An 18,891-nucleotide genomic window follows, 5' to 3' on the forward strand; every position below is an offset into this window, starting at 1 on the left:
ATCAACCTGCGAGGCTTACTTGCCCTGCCAGCGTTTCAGCACCAGGGTGGCATTGGTGCCACCGAAGCCGAAGCTGTTGCTCATCACGGTGTCGATTTTTGCATCTTCACGGGTCTTGGTCAGGATCGGCATATCAGCAACGGCTGGGTCCAGCTCGTCGATGTTGGCCGAGCCGGCCATGAAGTTGCCTTCCATCATCAGCAGGCAGTAGATCGCTTCGTGAACGCCGGCGGCGCCCAGGGAGTGACCCGACAGGCTCTTGGTAGAGCTGATGGCCGGAGCCTTGTCGCCGAATACCGCGCGCACGCCTTCCATTTCCTTGGCGTCGCCGACCGGAGTCGAGGTGCCGTGGGTGTTCAGGTAGTCGATTGGGGTATCAACGGTGGACATGGCCATCTGCATGCAGCGGATCGCGCCTTCGCCGCTTGGGGCAACCATGTCGTAGCCGTCGGACGTCGCGCCGTAGCCGACGATTTCCGCGTAGATCTTGGCGCCGCGGGCCAGAGCGTGTTCCAGCTCTTCAACCACGACCATGCCGCCACCGCCGGCGATGACGAAACCGTCACGCTTGGCGTCGTAGGCGCGAGAGGCTTTCTCTGGGGTTTCGTTGTACTGGGTGGACAGTGCGCCCATGGCGTCGAACAGGAACGACTGGCTCCAATGTTCTTCTTCACCGCCGCCGGCGAATACGATGTCCTGCTTGCCCAGCTGGATCTGCTCAACGGCAGTCCCGATGCAGTGGGCGCTGGTGGCGCACGCGGAGGAGATCGAGTAGTTCACGCCCTTGATGGCGAACGGCGTCGCCAGGCAGGCGGAAACGGTGCTGCCCATGGTCCGCGTTACACGGTACGGGCCAACGCGCTTCACGCCTTTTTCGCGCAGGATATCCAGCGCTTCCATCTGGTTGAGGGTCGATGCGCCGCCGGAGCCGGCAATCAGGCCGGTGCGTACGTTCGAAACCTGGTCTTCGCTCAGGCCCGAATCGGCGATCGCGTCTTTCATGGCCAGGTAGGCGTAGGCGGCAGCGTGGCCGACGAAGCGATAGATCTTGCGATCGATCAGTTCTTCGAGGGGCAGGTCGATGGAGCCGGAAACCTGGCTACGCAGACCCATTTCGGCATATTCCGGGTTGAAGCGGATGCCAGGGCGACTTGCACGCAGGTTAGCGGTGACGGTCTCTTTGTCATTGCCCAGGCAAGAAACGATGCCCAGACCAGTGATAACGACGCGGCGCATGCGGATAACCCTTAAAAGTTGTCAGTGGAAGTGAATACGCCGACCCGAAGGCCTTCGGCAGTATAGATCTCGCGACCGTCGACAGTCACCGAACCGTCGGCGATGGCCAGGTTCAGCTTGCCCTTGAGGACGCGCTTGATTTGAATGTTGTAGGTGACTTTCCTGGCGGTCGGCAGGACTTGGCCAAAGAACTTCACTTCGCCCGAACCCAGGGCGCGACCGCGGCCCGGCAGGCCTTGCCAGCCCAGGTAGAAGCCGACCAGTTGCCACATGGCGTCGAGGCCCAGGCAGCCTGGCATCACAGGGTCGCCTTCGAAATGGCAGGCGAAGAACCAGAGGTCCGGGGTGATATCCAGCTCGGCGACCAATTCACCTTTGCCGTACTTGCCACCTTCTTCGCTGATATGGGTGATGCGATCCACCATCAGCATGTTCGGGGCGGGCAGTTGCGCGTTACCTGGGCCGAACAGCTCACCGCGACTGCAGCGCAGCAGGTCTTCCCGAGTAAAGGCGTTTTGTTTGGTCATGCGAGCTCCTCAATAATCCCATGCGGCTGGGTTGGGCAAATCTTCCCGAACCGAATGAAGCGTTCATGCCTCATAGCGGCAGCCTACACATAGACTATTGCGTTGTAGTGAAAGTCACAGCGGCAAGGCACTCAATGTACACTTGTTCACTGAAATTTTAAACCGGACCTGTTTATCGGCCCGTTCGGGTGCCTAAGACTGCCGCACTTTCGTCTTTCACGCCAGTCGCAGTTGGTTGATGGCGCGGCGCTATTGCACCCAGCGTTGCAGGATTTGCTGCAAATCCGTGCGTTTGAACGGCTTGGCCAGGTAATCGTTCATTCCGGCTGCCAGACAGGCTTCGCGGTCGCCCTGCAAGGCATTGGCCGTCAGGGCGATGATCGGCAGATCGGCGCAGCCAGGCAGTTGGCGAATCTGGCGAGTGGCTTCGTAGCCGTCGATCAATGGCAGCCGGCAATCCATCAGGATAGCAGTGAAGATCAGGCTCTCGGCGCTGCGGATCGCCTCGGCGCCGTCGGTGGCCAGGCTGACTTCAAAGCCCAGGCTGCGCAGCATTGCTTCGACCACGGTACGGTTGACCGGGTTGTCTTCCACCAGCAATACGTGGCGTCCGTCGCCGGCACTGGCCTTGCCGAGGGCGTCGGGCGTAATGGCCTGTACTTGTTGCTGATCGATGGCCAGCGGGATTTCCAGGGTAAACACCGAGCCCCGGCCTTCTTCGCTTTGGGCCCGCAAGGTGCCACCCATGCGTTCGGCCAGGGTGCGGGCGATGGGCAAGCCCAGGCCAGTCCCGCCGTAGCGTCTGGAAATGGAGCTGTCGGCCTGCTGGAACGCATCGAACATCAGCTCCAGGCGTTCGGCGCAAATACCGATACCGCTGTCGCGCACGGTGCAGGTGAACCACACCAGTTCGTGGTCCAGGGTTTGCCAATGGGGCTCGACGGTCACGCTGCCGCGTTCGGTAAATTTCAACGCATTACCGATCAGGTTTACCAGGATCTGCCGGATCCGCGTCGGATCGCCTCGCACCCGTAGGGCCTCCATGCCCGCAGGAATCGGCAGCTCCAGGCTCAGCCCGCGTTGCTGGGCACTGTGCTGGAAGGCTTGGGCGCAACTGTTGATCAGGTCGGCAAGGTTGAACGCGATATGTTCCAGTTCCAGGGCGGCGCGCTCAATGCGTGAGAAGTCGAGGATGTCGTTGATCACCTTGAGCAGGTGCTCGGTGGACTCGGAGGCCAGCGCCGCGTACTCGGTCTGTTCGGCAGTCATGTCGGTGGTTTCCAGTAGTTGCAACATGCCCAGCACGCCGTTCATGGGCGTGCGCAGTTCATGGCTCATCATCGCCAGGAAATCCGATTTGGCATTGTTCGCGCGCTCGGCCTCCTCGCGGGTCTGGATCAACTGGGCCATGGCTTGTTGCTGCTCGCGACTGGCCTGGTTCAGGCCTTCGGCCAGGTTGTTGATATGCCGCGAAAGGTCACCCAGCTCCGAGTCATCGACAATCGGTAGCGGGGTTTTGTAATCGCCTTGCTGGATAGCCTTGACCGCATGGCCCATCGCGCTTATTGGTTGCGACAGGCTTGCCGCCAGGCGTCGTGCCAGCAGGAAGGTAAACAGCAAGGCGAACAGCGCCAGGATCCCGGCCTTGAACAGGATTTCCTGCTGGCGCTGGCTGAACGCGTCATTGGACATGCCGACAATCACCCGCCCCAGGTAGTCGGCTCGGGGTGCCTTGGGTTCGTTGAGGTTGTCCTGAAAAAAGTCATTGTTGAGCTGGATGTGTTGCAGGCGGATTGGCGCCTGGAACACTTTCACGGACAGCGAGCGGTCATGTCTTTCCGACGGCTGCTCGACATACACCAGAATGTTTTCGGCGCTGTTCTGAATTTCCAGGAAGCGCACGTGAGGCGTGGCCAAGGTCGCACGCAGCAGCGCTTCAAGCACATCGTTGTTGCCGGAAATCACTCCATACTCAGTCGCGGGCGCCAGTTGGTTGGCGATCAATTGGCCGGTGTGGTCCAGCTCCTGGCGCAAATCCTGGATCCGTACGAAGGTAAAGAAGCTGATCAACAGCAGGGTCAACAATAACGCGGGGCCCAGGGTAATGAGCTGGGTGCGGGTGTTGATATCCCAACGGCGACGCAAGGTCATGGGCGTTTCTCTCCTTCGGCCAAGCGGGCGGCGACGGCGGTTTCATCAACCTGTTCGATGCCCAGTGAGCGCGCGACTTGCGGGTTGCCCACGACTTTGAAGTGTTGCGGGTACAACGTGTGCGGCCAATTGGCCGGCGGGTGATCCAGCAGGCGGTCGAGCACGGCAAGCCAGTCGGGCTGATCGCTGTAGGTGCTGGCCAGGCTGCCGGCCCGGACAAACCCGGCATTGGGCCCTATCAGGGGCAGTTGCTGGGCGTAGCTGCTCAGCAACAGGTTCTTTACCGTTTTGGGGTTGTACAGTTGCGGGTCGTCAAGGCCGAGCAGCACATCGCTGTTCTTGAACAGGGTTTGCAGCGGGCGGCTGTCACTGGTGTTGTCCCAGAGCTGAGGCACGATTTCCAGGCCCAGGGGGGTGGCAAACCGGATCAGCTCGCGCAGCAGGAATTCACTGTCGGCACCGTAAAGCACACCGATGCGTCGTGCCTGCGGCAGGGTGTCGGCGATCAGGCGCAACTGACGCTCCAGCGGCGGGTCGCTCCATAGCAGGCTGATTTTGGCCGGGTGCGTATTGCCCAGGCGTTGCCGCGCCTGCAGACGGCTGATGCGCAGCACCAGGGTCGGCGGTCCCTGGGTATCCAGCAGGCGCCAATCGAGGCTGGGCAGGTCCAGGAGGATCAAGCGAGTGCCGGCGGGCAACTGGCTCGGTGTCGGCAAGTCCTTGAGCGGGGTGAAGCTGACCCGGTCGTCGGGGCGCTGCTGGGCAAGGGCCTGGGTGAAGGCTTGCACCCCGGCGCCGTCTTCGGCAGCCGTCAGCAGGATATCGGCACTCCACGCCGGCACCGCCAGCAGCAGGCACGCGAGCAGCACGCCACGGCGCCACAATCGTGAAAGCAGCAAGAGGGTCATCCGTGACTGATCGGCCATGTCAGAAGTCCAGCTCGGCGCTGAAGTAGAGAACGTGACGATGGTCGTAATTATTGTCGGCCCAGGTGGTGGGCTGGTCATCAAGGCGTTGCTGCAACATGCCGGCCAGCTCCACATTGGTTTTGCCCACGGCAATGCGTTTGGCTACCCGCAGGTCGACCCGTTGGAAGCGATACTGGTTAAGAGCGTCGTCGCCATAGTAGAACAGGGCGCTGGACCACCCCTGGCCCCACTCGCGCAGCCAACCGGCCGAGCCGCTGTTGCGCGCGGTTTGCGCCTTGTCCCGTGGGTTGCTGGAAGTAGCGTCGACATAAGCGTAGGTCAGGCGCAGGCGGTCGGTGTTGCTCATGCGCCAGTCGAACTGTGATTCGGCACCGGTAAAGCGCGAGCTGTTGGCGTTGCTGGCGATGTATTGGTTGTTGCGCAGCGGCGAGCTGATCATGTCGGTGATTTCGTCATAGAACAGCTTCACGTCGACATTCAGCCCCAGGTCGGCAAAGAACCCGTTGTAGCCCAGTTCCCGGGAGCGCATCAACTCTTTGTCGAGGTCGCCAGGGCCGCGCGTCACGACAAAATATTGCCCGGAGTTTTGTCCGTAGGCCGGGGAGCTGAGGTTGTTGACGCGGTAGCTCCAATTGACGTTGTTCTCGAACATGTCCGGCGAGCGGATCGCCTCGGAGTAAACCGCCCGCAACCCGTGACGCGGGTTGATCAGGTAATTGACCGCCACACGCGGCGTCAGTGAGTCGCCGCTCAGGTGACTGTCTTCGTACATGGCGCCACCCTGCAGCAGCCAGTGTTCGCTGGCCCGCCATTCCAGGTGCCCGAACAGGCGCCAGGTGGTGTCGTCCAGGGTTCCATTGAAGTAGGTGTCCGAGTCGGCGCGGTCATAGCGATAGTTGATGCCGCTGACCAGGCGCAAGCTGTCGGATAGGCTCAAGGTGTCCTGGATCTCCACGTCGTAGCGGCTTTCGCGGGTGCTTTGGTCGATATCGCCGCAGACGGTGTCCTTGCCGCCGTGGTTCTTCCATTGATCCAGCACCTGGTTGGCCAATGCCTGCTCGGCGGCGCTTCCCGGGGGTGGAGAGCCTTGGCTGTAGGTGTCCATGTGCCGCGCCAACAGTTCGGCATAGTTGGGGTTCAGTTGCCACAACTGGGTCAGCTGCGGGCTGAACGAGACCTTGGCATCACAGGCTTTCCAGACCTGTCGGCGGTCCCATTGCTGGGCTGAACCCTGGATATACAGACTGTGATCGGGATTGAAGTCGAAATTCCAGCGCAAAGAGCCAGCGTAGTCCTTGGCGACAACATCGGAATTGCTGCCGCCTTCGCTGATCCCGTCAAACACCGGGGTGTAGGTATAAGGGCGCTGATTGGTGCCTTCCTTGGCATTGAGTTGCCAGTCGATACTTTGTTGCGCGTTCAGCGTCTGGCTCACTGCCAGGCTGAAACGGTTGAGACGGCGACCGTCACGGCGGTCGGCGCCGACCGCGTCGCTGTCAAAACCGTCGTCCTGTTGCCCGGACAGGGATAAGCGCAAATCGCCGGTTTCCCAGCCCACGCCCTGGCTGGCATAGAAGTCGTTGATCCCCCGTTCGCCGCGGGTGACCTTCACCCGCGAGCCCTGGCTGTTGGCGGGGGAACGGGTGAGGATATTGACCACCGCCATTAGTGCATTGGCGCCATAGCTGACGGTATTGGGGCCGCGAAATACCTCAATGCGTTCGATATCTTCCATGGCCACCGGGATATCGCTCCAGTCCACCGTGGCCAGGCCGGCGCGGTACACCGAACGCCCGTCGATCAGCACCTGCATCCGCCGCGCATCACTGGCGCTGGTGCCGTGGTAGTTGACCGACGCCTGGTTGCCGGTGGTATAGCCGACCATCATCCCGGGCACCAGGCGCAGCAGTTCGGCGATGTCCCGGGCGCCGCTGGCCTTGATCAGCTCACTGTCGATCACCGTCATGCTGCCGGGCACGGCGGCGGCCGATTGCTTGAGGCGCGTGGCGGTCAACACCTGCGGCAGCGGCTGGCTGTCGAGAAACAGATCGTCAGCCAGGGCAGGTACGCTGCACAACAGCATCAACCATAGAGATGAGCGAGGAGGAGGGCCCAGGTACACGGCACGGCCTTGTTAATGACGGATAGCCGCCCATGTTAACTGAGGTGGGGCTATTTGCCAGTCGTCGGACTTGCAATTACTTCGTACAAACGTGGCATTTTCCGACAAGTGCGCGAATTGATACGGGGGCTGGCCGCAAGCCGGGCGGCCCGTATAATGCCGCAATCGCCATTGGTATGGATTAACGGATTGCATATGACTCAACAGCGCCCTATTGCGGTCCTGGGAGGCGGAAGTTTTGGCACCGCCGTGGCTAACCTGCTGGCCGAGAACGGCCACGCCGTGCGTCAGTGGATGCGCGACCCCGAGCAGGCTGAAGCCATTCGCGTGCACCGGGAAAACCCCCGTTACCTTAAAGGCATCAAGATTCATCCAGCTGTCGAACCGGTTACCGACCTGCTGGAAACGCTCACTGCGTGCGACCTGTGCTTCGTCGCGCTGCCCTCCAGTGCGTTGCGCTCAGTGCTGGCGCCGCACGCCGAGCGCTTGGCAGGCAAGTTGCTGGTCAGCCTGACCAAAGGCATTGAGGCCCAGACCTTCAAACTGATGAGTGAAATCCTCACCGAGATTGCCCCACTGGCCCGCATTGGCGTGCTGTCCGGCCCGAACCTGGCGCGGGAGGTGGCCGAACACGCCTTGACCGCCACGGTGGTTGCCAGTGAAGACGACGCCTTGTGTGAGCAGGTACAGGCCGTGCTGCATGGCCGCACCTTCCGGGTCTACGCCAGCGCCGATCGCTTTGGTGTCGAGTTGGGCGGGGCGCTGAAAAACGTCTACGCGATCATTGCCGGCATGGCCGTCGCCTTGGGCATGGGTGAAAACACCAAGAGTATGCTGATCACCCGTGCGCTGGCCGAGATGACCCGCTTTGCGGTGAACCAGGGTGCCAACCCGATGACGTTCCTGGGCCTTGCGGGCGTGGGTGACTTGATCGTCACCTGCTCATCGCCCAAAAGCCGCAACTATCAGGTAGGTTTTGCCCTGGGCCAAGGGCTGAGCCTGGAAGACGCTGTGACGCGTCTGGGTGAAGTGGCCGAAGGGGTCAACACCCTCAAGGTATTGAAGGCCAAGGCCCAGGAAGTGGGGGTGTATATGCCGCTGGTCGCCGGTTTGCACGCGATCCTGTTCGAAGGGCGCACCTTGGAGCAGGTCATCGAGTTGCTGATGCGGGCCGAGCCCAAGACCGATGTCGACTTTATTTCTACCAGTGGTTTCAACTGAGGAACGCGCCATGAACGATCCGAAAGCAGCCCCCAAATATGAGTCGATTGCCTTGCGCATTCTGTGGATGCTGGCGTTTGCGCTGGTGTGGCAGGTGGCGCAATTGCTGCTCGGCGCGTTGGTGGTGGTGCAATTGATTTACCGGCTTGTCTACGGTGCGCCGAACCTGGGCCTGATGAATTTTGGCGATAGCCTCAGCCAGTTCCTGGCGCAGATCGGCCGCTTCGGTAGCTTCCACACCGACCAAAAGCCTTGGCCGTTTGCCGATTGGCCAGCCCCGCGTGCACCCGAAGGCGAAGCCGCCCACAGCGTGCCGCCAGCACCGCACCCGGTGCGTGATGAAGAGCCAAAGCTATGAAGTTGTGGGTTTTGCGCCACGGGGAGGCCCAGGTGCACGCCCGCACGGACGCTGAACGCAATCTTACCGAGCATGGCCGTGCCGAAGTATTGCTCAGCGCTGCGCACCTGATCGGGCAGCCTCTCAGTGCCATCATCGCCAGCCCTTATGTGCGGGCGCAGCAGACGGCTCAATTGGTGCGCGGAGTTTTGGGGTTCGAGCCGGATGTGCGCACGGTGCCGTGGCTGACGCCTGATGGTGATGTTCAGCAGGTGCTGAGGGAGCTTGATACTGATGACAACGTGTTGCTGGTCAGCCATCAGCCTTTGGTGGGCAGTTTGATCAGTTTTTTGCAGCATGGGCATCAGCGCCAGCCACAGCCGATGTATACGGCCAGCCTGGCGGAGCTTGAGGGGGATTTTCCGCTGGCGGGTTTGATGAGTCTGGTGGGGGTGAAGAATCCCGAGGCATAAGGGGCGAGGCTGGGCCTGTGGCGAGGGAGCTTGCTCCCGTGACGACCTGTAATTCGCCGAATCGATATCTGATGTGCTGGGGTCCAAATGTGGGAGGGGGCTTGCCCCTGATGGCGGCCTGAGGGCCGGCCAGGATGTTGGATCAAATCGAGTACATATCCATTGCTGCGGTAACGGCTGATATTGGTTCCGCTCTTACAGCGGGTCACTTTCGAAAAGCGCGAAAGTAACCAAAGCGCTCTTGCCCCACCACTCGGCACCTCGCTTAGGCTCGGTGTGCCCGTAATCCGCCATGGATTTGGGGGGCCGCCGCCACGCGCCATCCATGGCGCGGGGCGGCTAAACCGGCATCCCTGCCGGTTTACCCCCCAAATCCCTGTCGAATTCCGGCCAGCGTGGTTTGACGGGGCGCCTGAGATCAAAAGCAGATCAAGAGCAAGAGCGGCTCGCTTCGCATCGTGGTTACGGTTGACTGTTCTGTGTTCCCTGAGAAATGGTTGGCTTTGTGTGTGCTATACAGTCAGCCAAGCAAGTGCTTGGTTGGCTGTATCTCGGATCACAAAGGAGCGCGTCCCATGCCTGTCGCTTTTCGTTTGCCGTTGCAGGTCTTCTTCGAGCGTGAAGCGCGGCACCCGCGTAAGGTTTTTCTGGTGCAGCCCATTGACGGTGGCGAGGTGCAGACCCTCACCTGGGGCGATGTCGGCCACCAGGCCCGGTGCGCTGCCCACTGGTTGCGTGCACGTGACTTGCCCCAAGGTTCGCACATCGCCCTGATCTCGAAAAACTGCGCACATTGGATCATCGCCGATCTGGCGATCTGGATGGCCGGGCACGTTTCGGTGCCGCTTTATCCCAACCTCACCGCTGACTCTGTCGCCCATGTGCTGACCCATTCCGAGGCGGCGTTGGCGTTGATCGGCAAGCTCGATGACTGGCCGGCAATGGCGCCGGGTGTGCCAGCGGGTGTGCCAACCATTAGCCTGCCGCTGTGCCCGGCGGGGACGTTCGATTTCAGCTGGGCGGACCTGCAAGCCTGCTCACCGATCCAGGACCACCCCGAACCCCTTGGCTCGACACTGGCCACCATCGTCTACACCTCCGGGACGACCGGTTTGCCGAAGGGTGTGATGCAAACGTTCGGGGCACTGGGCTTCGCTGCCACCCGCGGCACCGAGTTGTTCGGCCTGGGGGAGGGCGATCGGTTGCTGTCCTACCTGCCGCTGTGCCACGTCGCCGAACGCATGTTTGTGGAAATGGCGGCGATCTACACCGGGCAAACCGTATTTTTTGCGCAAAACCTGGATACCTTCCTGCAAGATTTGCGCAGGGCACGGCCGACGGCCTTGTTTGGCGTGCCACGTATCTGGACCAGGTTCCAGTTGGGTGTCTATGCCAAGATCCCGGAAAAACGCCTCGACACCCTGTTACGCCTGCCTTTTATCGGCAAGCGCGTCGGTCATAAAGTGCTCGCGGGACTGGGGCTGGATGCACTGCGTATTGCCCTGTCCGGTGCGGCACCCGTGCCCGAGGCGTTGCTGGGTTGGTATCAGCGCCTTGGCCTGGACGTGCTGGAGGTGTACGGCATGAGCGAAAACTGCGGCTATTCCCATGTATGCCGCCCCGGTGCACAGACGCTGGGTTGGATTGGCCTGCCCTGCCCAGGCGTAGAAGTGCGCATCGACCCATCAGGCGAAGTGCAGGTACGCAGCGGCGCGACCATGCTGGGCTACTTCAAGGACCCGCAAAAAACCGCTGAGACCCTTACCGAAGATGGCTTCCTGCGTACCGGCGACAAGGGTGAGCAGGACGCAGACGGTCGTCTGCGCTTGACCGGGCGCCTCAAGGAGATTTTCAAGACCAGCAAAGGCAAATACGTGGCCCCGGCGCCGATTGAAAATCGCCTGGCCGAACATGCACGCATCGAACAGGTGTGTGTAGTCGGCGAGGGGCTTGGCGCACCGATCGGGCTATGCGTGTTGTCGGCACAGGGCCAAGCCCGCCAAACGCTTGAAACCCACCTTGACCACTGGCTGGCACAGGTCAACGCCGGGCTGGATAAACATGAGCGCTTGCGCCAATTGGTGGTGGTGAAAGACAACTGGGCGGTGGAAAACGGCTTTCTCACGCCGACCTTGAAGATCAAGCGCAACGTGATCGAGTCGACGTACGGGCCACATTTGCACACTTGGAGCGAGCGCTCTGAAACCGTTCTGTGGCAGGATTAGGATCGTAATAAAACCAACAAGGACAACCCTATGAGCCTGTGGCGCACCCAACCGAATATCGAACAACTCAACGCGATCCAGAAAAACACCATCGGTGAGTTGCTCGATATTCGTTTCGAAAGCTTCGACGAGCACTCCCTCACTGCCAGCATGGTGGTCGATCACCGCACCCATCAGCCCTACGGCCTGCTGCATGGTGGCGCCTCGGTGGTGTTGGCCGAGAGCGTCGGCTCCATGGCTGCTTACCTGTGCATCGACGCCAGCAAGTTTTATTGCGTGGGCCTTGAGGTCAATGCCAACCACCTGCGTGGCGTGCGCAGCGGGCGGGTGACGGCGGTGGCCAAAGCCATTCATATCGGGCGCACCACACAGGTATGGGATATCCGCCTGAGCAGCGATGATGGCAAGGCCAGTTGCGTCTCGCGCCTGACCATGGCCGTGGTGCCGCTGGGCGAAAACCCGCCGGCACGATAGGCGTGGCGTGAGTGTCATCATTCCTGGCAGTTACAGTCATTGCTGTAGGCGGCCGGTATGGTGACAATCAACCTCTGTTTTTATCGATGGAACCTGTATGTCGCAGCACGTGTTTTTTACCCACGCCAATGGCTTCCCTTCGGCCACCTACGGCAAGCTGTTTGCCGCGCTGGCCCCGGAATATAAGGTGGCGCATCTGCCCCAGCACGGTCACGACCCCAGGTTCCCGGTGGATGATAACTGGCAGAATCTGGTGGACGAGTTGATCCACCACCTTGAGCAACAGCCGGAACCCGTGTGGGGCGTCGGCCATTCCCTCGGTGGCGTGCTGCATTTGTACGCGGCCATGCGTTGCCCGCAGTTGTACCGTGGCGTGGTGATGTTGGATTCGCCGGTGCTCACCCGTGCCGACCGCTGGGTGATCCGCGCCGCCAAGCGCTTTGGTTTTATCGATCGACTGACACCGGCCGGACGTACCCTTGGCCGGCGTGAAGAATTCACCGACCTGGACACCGCGCGCAGCTACTTCGCCGGCAAAACCCTGTTTCGTGGCTTCGACCCCGAATGCTTTGACGCGTATTTGCAGCATGGCTTGCAGCAAGTCGGCGACCGCCTGCGCCTGCGCTTCGACCCGGCCACCGAAATCAGCATCTACCGCGGCGTGCCGCACACCAGCCCGGGCCAGGTACGCCAGCTGAAAGTGCCACTGGCCGTGGTGCGTGGTCGCCAGAGCCGAGTGGTCATGCGTCACCATGCCAGCGGCGTCGGCCGCTTGCCCATGGGCGAAATGCTCACTATGCCAGGCGGTCATATGTTCCCCCTCGAACGCCCCCAGGACACGGCTGCCTTGATCAAGAACCTGTTCGCCCGCTGGCAAGCCCGCGAGCGCAGTTGCGCATGAGTACACCGGTCGAAGAGGTTCGCCTGAGCCTGGGGCATATCGAATTGGCCGCGCACCTGTTCGGGCCCGAGGATGGCCTGCCAGTGATTGCCCTGCATGGCTGGCTGGACAACGCCAACAGTTTTGCGCGCCTGGCGCCGAAGCTGCACGGGTTGCGCATCATCGCTCTGGATATGGCTGGGCACGGGCATTCGGCCCATCGCCCGGCAGGCGCCGGTTACGCCTTGTGGGATTATGTCTACGACGTGCTGCAGGTGGCCGAACAACTGGGGTTGAAACGTTTTGCATTACTTGGCCACTCCCTGGGCGCCATCGTCTCGCTGGTGTTGGCCGGGGCGCTGCCGGAGCGAGTGACGCACCTGGGTTTGATCGACGGTGTGATCCCGCCGACCGCCAGCGGCGAGAATGCAGCCGAGCGTCTGGGCATGGCCTTGCAGGCGCAACTGAACCTGCAAGAAAAGCGCAAGCCAGTCTACAACACCCTCGAAAAAGCGGTTGAAGCGCGAATGAAGGGCGTGGTGGCGGTCAGTCGTGAAGCGGCGCAACTGCTGGCCCAGCGCGGTTTGATGCCGGTACCGGACGGTTACACCTGGCGCAGCGACAGTCGCCTGACCCTGGCATCGCCGATGCGTCTGACCGATGAGCAGGCCATGGCTTTTGTGCGTCGCGTCAGTTGCCCGGCGCAGTTGGTGGTGGCGGCTGACGGCATGTTGGCGAAACATGCCGAATTGCTTTCTCAGCTACCCTTCAGCGTTACTACGCTGCCAGGTGGCCATCATTTGCACCTGAATGATGAGTCCGGCGCCGCTCTTGTTGCAGACTGTTTCAATCGGTTCTTCTCCACGCCTTGACTTGGCGGGGTCAACTGCCGAGGCTGGGCGGATTGAAAGGGAGTCAACCATGAACACACTCAACATCGCTGTGACCTCCATTGGCCAGGGCCTATCGATCCGATGAGCCTGGGTAAAGGATGTATCCGTGCCCTTGGCCTTTGCTGTTTCAGCCCCCTGGTGTTTGCCGCCGATATACCCGGCAGCCAGGATTTACCTGCCGTGTCCCGCCAGGTTGACGCGCAAATAGTCGACTATCGCCCCGCTGAAGAGAAGGAACGCATATACCCCATGGGTGCGATCCGCAAGATCAGCGGCCAGTTGCGTTACGAAGGCCAGGCCACCGCGCGCGGCCAGGCCACTGCAATCACCTATGAATTGCCCGCGGAGCACAGCTCCAGCGCCGCCTTTACTGCAACGCGCGAAGCTTTGCAGGCCAAGGGCGCGCAGCTGTTGTTCTGGTGCCAGGCCCGCGATTGCGGCGAGAGCAGCCTGTGGGCCAATGAAGTGTTCGGCAACGCCAAGCTGGTAGGGGCCGACGGCCAGCAGGAATACCTGCTGCTGCGCCTGGCCGCCCCGCAGAACAACTCGCTGGTCGCGCTGTACGGCATTACTCGCGGCAACCGACGCGCTTACCTGCATGTGGAGCAACTCGATGCCAGCGCGCCCTTGGGCGATCTGCTACCCACCTCGGCCACCCTGCTGCGAGAGCTCAAAAGCACGGGCGAGCTGGATCTCCCTGCATTGGCCGCCGAGCCTGATGACACCTGGCTGACCTTGATTTCCCGTGGGTTGAACCTTGATACCACCTTGCGCGTGAGCCTGACCGGCCCGAAAGCCGAGGCCTGGCGCCAGGCCCTGGTCGACAAGGGCGTACGCGCCGCACGCCTGGAAACCGGCAGCGGTGACGCTAAGGGTTTGCACCTGCATCTGATACGCTGACCGTTACAAGGCGAACGGACCCGTGCCGTTCGCCTAAGCTCTCTTCCTACAGCCTTATTCTCGAGATACCCGATGCTCAATAACGATCGCCTGCTGGTGCAAATCCTGCTGCTGGTGCTGTTTGGCGCCAGCTTCTGGGTCATGGCGCCGTTCTGGTCGGCGCTGTTCTGGGGTGCGGTGCTGGCGTTTGCCAGTTGGCCGCTGATGCGTTTGCTCACTCGCTGGCTGGGCGGACGGGAGTCCCTGGCTGCTGGCATCCTGACCTTGGGCTGGATGCTGCTGGTGGCGGTGCCGCTGGTGTGGCTGGGTTTCAACCTGGCCGACCATGTGCGCGATGCGGTGGCGCTGATCAAAGACATTCAGGTTGACGGCTTGCCCGAGGCGCCGACCTGGTTGGGCTCGATCCCGTTCGTCGGCGAGCGCCTGGTGGCGATGTGGGACAGCATTGACCAACAAGGCGCGGCGCTGATGGTCAGCATCAAGCCGTACCTCGGCCAGGTCGGCAACTGGTTGCTGGCACGCAGTGCGCAAATTGGCGGCGGTATTCTTGAGCTGACCCTGAGCCTGGTCTTCGTGTTCTTTTTCTACCGTGATGGGCCGCGCCTGGCGATGTTTGTGCACCGTCTGCTGGAACGGCTGATCGGTGAACGTGCCGGCTATTACATCGAGCTGGTGGCCGGTACGGTGCAGCGGGTGGTCAATGGTGTGATCGGCACTGCGGCGGCCCAGGCCTTGCTGGCGCTGATCGGCTTCCTGATCGCCGGCGTGCCGGGTGCGCTGGTGCTGGGTATTGTTACCTTCCTGCTCAGCCTGATCCCCATGGGCCCACCGCTGGTGTGGATTCCGGCCACGGCCTGGCTGGCGTGGAAGGGGGACTACACCTATGCGGTGTTCCTGGGGGTATGGGGTACGTTTGTGATCAGCGGTGTGGACAACGTGCTCAAGCCGTATCTGATCAGTCGTGGCGGTAACCTGCCGTTGGTGATTGTGCTGCTGGGGGTGTTTGGGGGGTTGATCGCCTTTGGCTTTATCGGGCTGTTTATCGGGCCGACGCTGCTGGCGGTGGCGTACAGCCTGTTGACGGACTGGAGCGCTACCCAGGCGCAAGTGCGTCGTGACGACAAGCCGTGTAATTGAGGGGCTAGGCATCAGGATGTGATGTGACGCGGCACCTGTGGGAGGGGGCTTGCTCCCGATGGCGGCCTCAGGGCCGGCCAGGATGTTGGATCCGACTGAGTACATATCCGTTATTTGGGTAACGGCTGATATTGGTTCCGCTTTTACAGCGGGTCACTTTTGAAAAGCGCAAAAGTAACCCAAACGCTCTTGCCCCACCACTCGGCACCTCGCCTAGGCTCGGTGTGCCCGTAATCCGCCATGGATTTGGGGGGGCGCCGCCACGCGCCATCCATGGCGCGGGGCGGCTAAACCGGCATCCCTGCCGGTTTACCCCCCAAATCCATGTCGGATTCCGGCCAGCGTGGTTTAACGGGGCGCCTAAGATCAAAAGCAGATCAAGATCAAGAGCGGCTCGCTTCGCATCGTGGTTACCGTGGGGGCGGCAAGCTGCACAGTTGTGTAGAAGGGAGAAGCCTCAGCCCCTCGGCAACCACATCACCGCAGTCAACCCACCCCCCGGCGTGTCCTCCAGGCTCAAGTGCCCGCCAAGCCGCTCGACGGCCTCTCTGGCAATGGTCATCCCCAAACCGACCCCTCCGGAATTGCGGTTGCGTGACCCCTCCAGCCGGAAGAACGGTTCGAACACCGCCTCGCGTTTATCGGCGGCGATGCCCGGGCCGTTATCGATCACTCTGATCACCAGTGCGCCACGGCTGTCGGCCAGTTCTACTCGCGCCATGCCGGCATAGCGCAGCGCGTTGTCGATCAGGTTGTTGAGGCATGAGCGCAGGGCCATGGGCTGCACTTGCAAGGGCGCGCAGGTGCCTGAAAATTGCACGTCGCAGCCCTGGTCCTGGGCGTTCTCGCTGAGGGACTCCACCAGTGCCTGAACGTCAAGCCAATGCCGCGTTTCGCTGGTGCGTTGTTCGTGCAGGTAGCTCAGGGTGGCGTCGAGCATATCGATCATGTCGTTCAGGTCCTGACGCATCTGGCCTTGCAGTTTGGTGTCTTCGATCTGTTCCAGGCGCAGTTTGAGGCGTGATAACGGGGTGCGCAGGTCGTGAGAGACCGCACCGAGCATACGTGCCCGCTGGCTGACTTGTTCGCGGATGCGCTTTTGCATCAGGTTGAAGGTCGAGGCCGCTTGCCTTGCCTCGCGCGGGCCGGATTCCACCAGCGGCGGGCTGTCGAGGTCGACGCTCAAGCGCTCGGCTGCGGCACTCAGGCGCTGGATCGGCCGGCTCAGCAGCTTGGCGCCGTACCAGGCGGCAATGATCAACGAGATGAATTGAAACGTCAGCGGTACCAGCGGGCCACCAAACCAAGGGCGAGGTTCCTTGCGCAGCGGTTTGAGGGTGCCGTCCGGTTGTTCGACGAACGCCTGGGGAAGCGGAGGCGGTGGCCGGCCGTAGTGGTGAAACCAGAAGAGCGCCAGCACGTGGGCCAGCACAATGGCCACCAGCAATAGGCCGAACAGTCGCCCGAACAGCGTATTGAAGGTGGCGCGCATCAACCGATATCCCGGGCGTCGAACAGGTAGCCTTCGCCGCGTACGGTCTTGATCAACTGCGGGGCCTTGGGGTCATCTCCCAGTTTCTGGCGCAGGCGTGATACCAGCAAGTCGATGCTGCGATCAAAGGCTTCGATGGAGCGACCACGGGCCGCATCCAGCAGTTGCTCGCGGCTCAATACGCGGCGCGGGCGTTCGATGAACACCCACAGCAAGCGAAACTCGGCGTTGGACAGCGGCACCACCAGGCCGTCATCGGCCACCAACTGGCGCAGTACGCTGTTGAGGCGCCAGGTGTCGAAGCGGATGTTGGCCCGTTGCTCGGTGCGGTCATCGCGCACCCGGCGCAGGATGGTCTGGATACGGGCCACCAGCTCCCGGGGCTCGAATGGTTTGGACATATAGTCATCAGCGCCCAGTTCCAGGCCGATGATGCGGTCGGTGGGTTCGCAGCGGGCCGTGAGCATCAGGATCGGAATGTCCGACTCGGCACGCAGCCAGCGGCACAGCGACAACCCGTCCTCGCCCGGCAGCATCAGGTCTAGTACTACCACATCGAAGGTTTCGGCTTGCATGGCTTGGCGCATGGCGGTGCCGTCGGTGACGCCCGAGGCCAGGATATTGAAGCGCGCCAGGTAGTCGATCAGCAGTTCGCGGATCGGCACGTCGTCGTCGACGATCAGCGCACGGGTGGTCCAGCGCTTGTCTTCGGCGATCGTCGTGCCTTTAGGCTCTTCGTTTACGGGGACGGAAGGGGTCTGCATAGTGCGATCATCTGCCTGAGTAGTGCTGTCAGCATAGGCGCCCAGCGCCGTGGCTGGAAATGCTGGGCGTGCGATAGTGTGCGAGGCTAGCCGGGCGGCGTGTTGAGGGCGTGTCGTGAATGTATCGACTTTGAAACAAGTGCTCGAAATCGCGTGTATCGGGCACTTGATCAGTATTTACCGATCATCGGATCCCGCAACGGCGCTGCTTGCGCTACAATCCGCGCCGATTTCGACTTGCCTGAGAGCCCATTCCAATGTCCGTCTGCCAGACTCCTATCATCGTCGCCCTGGATTACCCCACTCGTGACGCCGCACTGAAGCTGGCTGACCAGTTGGACCCCACGCTATGCCGGGTCAAGGTCGGCAAGGAACTGTTCACCAGTTGCGCGGCGGAAATCGTCGGCACCCTGCGGGACAAAGGCTTCGAAGTGTTCCTGGACCTGAAATTCCATGACATCCCCAACACCACGGCAATGGCCGTGAAGGCTGCGGCCGAAATGGGCGTGTGGATGGTCAATGTGCACTGCTCCGGCGGCTTGCGCATGATGAGCGCGTGCCGCGAAGTGCTGGAACAGCGCAGCGGCCCCAAACCGCTGCTGATCGGCGTGACCGTGCTGACCAGCATGGAACGCGAAGACCTGGCCGGTATTGGCCTGGATATCGAGCCTCAGACGCAGGTATTGCGCCTGGCGGCTCTGGCGCAGAAAGCCGGCCTCGATGGCTTGGTATGCTCGGCCCTGGAAGCCCAGGCCCTGAAGAACGCCCACCCGTCGTTGCAACTGGTGACGCCGGGTATTCGCCCGGCGGGCAGCGCGCAGGATGACCAGCGCCGTATCCTGACCCCGCGCCAGGCCCTGGATGCCGGTTCGGACTATCTGGTGATCGGCCGTCCGATCAGCCAGGCGGCGGATCCGGCCAAAGCACTGGCCGCGGTGGTTGCCGAAATCGCCTGATACTCAGGGGAACACGGTAAAAAATGTGTGAGGGGGCTTGCCCCCGTTAGCCATGGGTATCTATACAACTTCTGTACGCCGCCGGACCCTGTGGGAGGGGGCTTGCTCCCGATGGCGGCCTTGGGGCCGACCAGGATCTTGGATCAGACCGAGTACATATCTGTTATTTAGGTA

General features: G+C 61.6%; 17 protein-coding genes. 10 read left to right on the top strand and 7 right to left on the bottom strand.

Annotated elements, in window-relative coordinates:
* Window positions 1–15: 15 nt before the first annotated feature.
* The 5 genes from fabB to FW800_RS26995 form a co-directional block, all read right to left on the bottom strand.
* Window positions 16–1,236, bottom strand: a complete 1,221-nt coding sequence (fabB, locus tag FW800_RS26975; protein WP_005786601.1) for a beta-ketoacyl-ACP synthase I — start codon at window positions 1,234–1,236, stop codon at window positions 16–18.
* Between the two features lie 11 nt (window positions 1,237–1,247).
* Window positions 1,248–1,763 carry a 3-hydroxyacyl-[acyl-carrier-protein] dehydratase FabA gene (gene fabA, locus FW800_RS26980; RefSeq protein ID WP_122733760.1) on the bottom strand — a complete coding sequence of 172 codons (516 nt, stop codon included), beginning with the start codon at window positions 1,761–1,763 and terminating at the stop codon, window positions 1,248–1,250.
* Window positions 1,764–2,012: 249 nt separating this feature from the next.
* Entirely contained in the window at window positions 2,013–3,914 is a 1,902-nt protein-coding gene (locus FW800_RS26985) for an ATP-binding protein (RefSeq protein WP_032877085.1), read from the bottom strand.
* Window positions 3,911–4,840 carry an ABC transporter substrate-binding protein gene (locus FW800_RS26990; protein WP_078820727.1) on the bottom strand — a complete coding sequence of 310 codons (930 nt, stop codon included), beginning with the start codon at window positions 4,838–4,840 and terminating at the stop codon, window positions 3,911–3,913. The genes FW800_RS26985 and FW800_RS26990 overlap by 4 nt, the downstream gene beginning before the upstream one ends.
* A 1-nt stretch (window position 4,841) precedes the next feature.
* Complete coding sequence (locus FW800_RS26995; RefSeq protein ID WP_316247298.1) at window positions 4,842–6,965, bottom strand: TonB-dependent receptor plug domain-containing protein; 2,124 nt, start codon at window positions 6,963–6,965, stop codon at window positions 4,842–4,844.
* A gap of 195 nt (window positions 6,966–7,160) precedes the next feature.
* On the opposite strand from FW800_RS26995, the gene FW800_RS27000 reads away from it, so the two are divergent.
* The 9 genes from FW800_RS27000 (at window position 7,161) to FW800_RS27040 (ending at window position 15,505) form a co-directional block, all read left to right on the top strand.
* Complete coding sequence (locus FW800_RS27000) at window positions 7,161–8,186, top strand: NAD(P)H-dependent glycerol-3-phosphate dehydrogenase (protein ID WP_005786614.1); 1,026 nt, start codon at window positions 7,161–7,163, stop codon at window positions 8,184–8,186.
* Window positions 8,187–8,196: 10 nt separating this feature from the next.
* A complete protein-coding gene (locus FW800_RS27005) occupies window positions 8,197–8,544 on the top strand; it encodes a DUF4389 domain-containing protein (RefSeq protein WP_032877083.1) in 348 nt (115 codons plus the stop codon).
* Window positions 8,541–8,996, top strand: a complete 456-nt coding sequence (gene sixA, locus FW800_RS27010) for a phosphohistidine phosphatase SixA (RefSeq protein ID WP_032877082.1) — start codon at window positions 8,541–8,543, stop codon at window positions 8,994–8,996. The genes FW800_RS27005 and sixA overlap by 4 nt, the downstream gene beginning before the upstream one ends.
* A 575-nt stretch (window positions 8,997–9,571) precedes the next feature.
* On the top strand, window positions 9,572–11,221 hold the full coding sequence (locus FW800_RS27015) for an AMP-binding protein (RefSeq protein WP_446438840.1): 1,650 nt from the start codon (window positions 9,572–9,574) through the stop codon (window positions 11,219–11,221).
* A 30-nt stretch (window positions 11,222–11,251) separates the two neighbouring features.
* A complete protein-coding gene (locus FW800_RS27020; RefSeq protein ID WP_078820736.1) occupies window positions 11,252–11,695 on the top strand; it encodes a hotdog fold thioesterase in 444 nt (147 codons plus the stop codon).
* Window positions 11,696–11,792: 97 nt separating this feature from the next.
* On the top strand, window positions 11,793–12,596 hold the full coding sequence (locus tag FW800_RS27025; protein WP_446438841.1) for an alpha/beta fold hydrolase: 804 nt from the start codon (window positions 11,793–11,795) through the stop codon (window positions 12,594–12,596).
* A complete protein-coding gene (locus FW800_RS27030) occupies window positions 12,593–13,447 on the top strand; it encodes an alpha/beta hydrolase (RefSeq protein WP_032877078.1) in 855 nt (284 codons plus the stop codon). Before FW800_RS27025 ends, FW800_RS27030 begins: the two co-directional genes overlap by 4 nt.
* 102 nt (window positions 13,448–13,549) lie before the next feature.
* Window positions 13,550–14,368 carry a DUF4892 domain-containing protein gene (locus tag FW800_RS27035; protein ID WP_078820738.1) on the top strand — a complete coding sequence of 273 codons (819 nt, stop codon included), beginning with the start codon at window positions 13,550–13,552 and terminating at the stop codon, window positions 14,366–14,368.
* Window positions 14,369–14,440: 72 nt separating this feature from the next.
* On the top strand, window positions 14,441–15,505 hold the full coding sequence (locus FW800_RS27040) for an AI-2E family transporter (RefSeq protein WP_005786630.1): 1,065 nt from the start codon (window positions 14,441–14,443) through the stop codon (window positions 15,503–15,505).
* A 457-nt stretch (window positions 15,506–15,962) separates the two neighbouring features.
* Here the strand turns inward: FW800_RS27040 and FW800_RS27045 are convergent, their stop codons facing one another.
* Window positions 15,963–16,997: a sensor histidine kinase gene (locus FW800_RS27045; protein WP_248129101.1), complete on the bottom strand. Its 1,035-nt coding sequence runs from the start codon at window positions 16,995–16,997 to the stop codon at window positions 15,963–15,965.
* Window positions 16,997–17,761: a response regulator gene (locus tag FW800_RS27050; RefSeq protein WP_032877075.1), complete on the bottom strand. Its 765-nt coding sequence runs from the start codon at window positions 17,759–17,761 to the stop codon at window positions 16,997–16,999. The genes FW800_RS27045 and FW800_RS27050 overlap by 1 nt, the downstream gene beginning before the upstream one ends.
* 257 nt (window positions 17,762–18,018) lie before the next feature.
* On the opposite strand from FW800_RS27050, the gene pyrF reads away from it, so the two are divergent.
* The gene (gene pyrF / locus FW800_RS27055; RefSeq protein ID WP_005786636.1) at window positions 18,019–18,717 is read left to right on the top strand and encodes an orotidine-5'-phosphate decarboxylase; all 699 of its coding nucleotides are present in this window, start codon (window positions 18,019–18,021) and stop codon (window positions 18,715–18,717) included.
* Window positions 18,718–18,891: the final 174 nt, after the last annotated feature.

The organism is Pseudomonas sp. 910_23 (genome assembly GCF_052850795.1).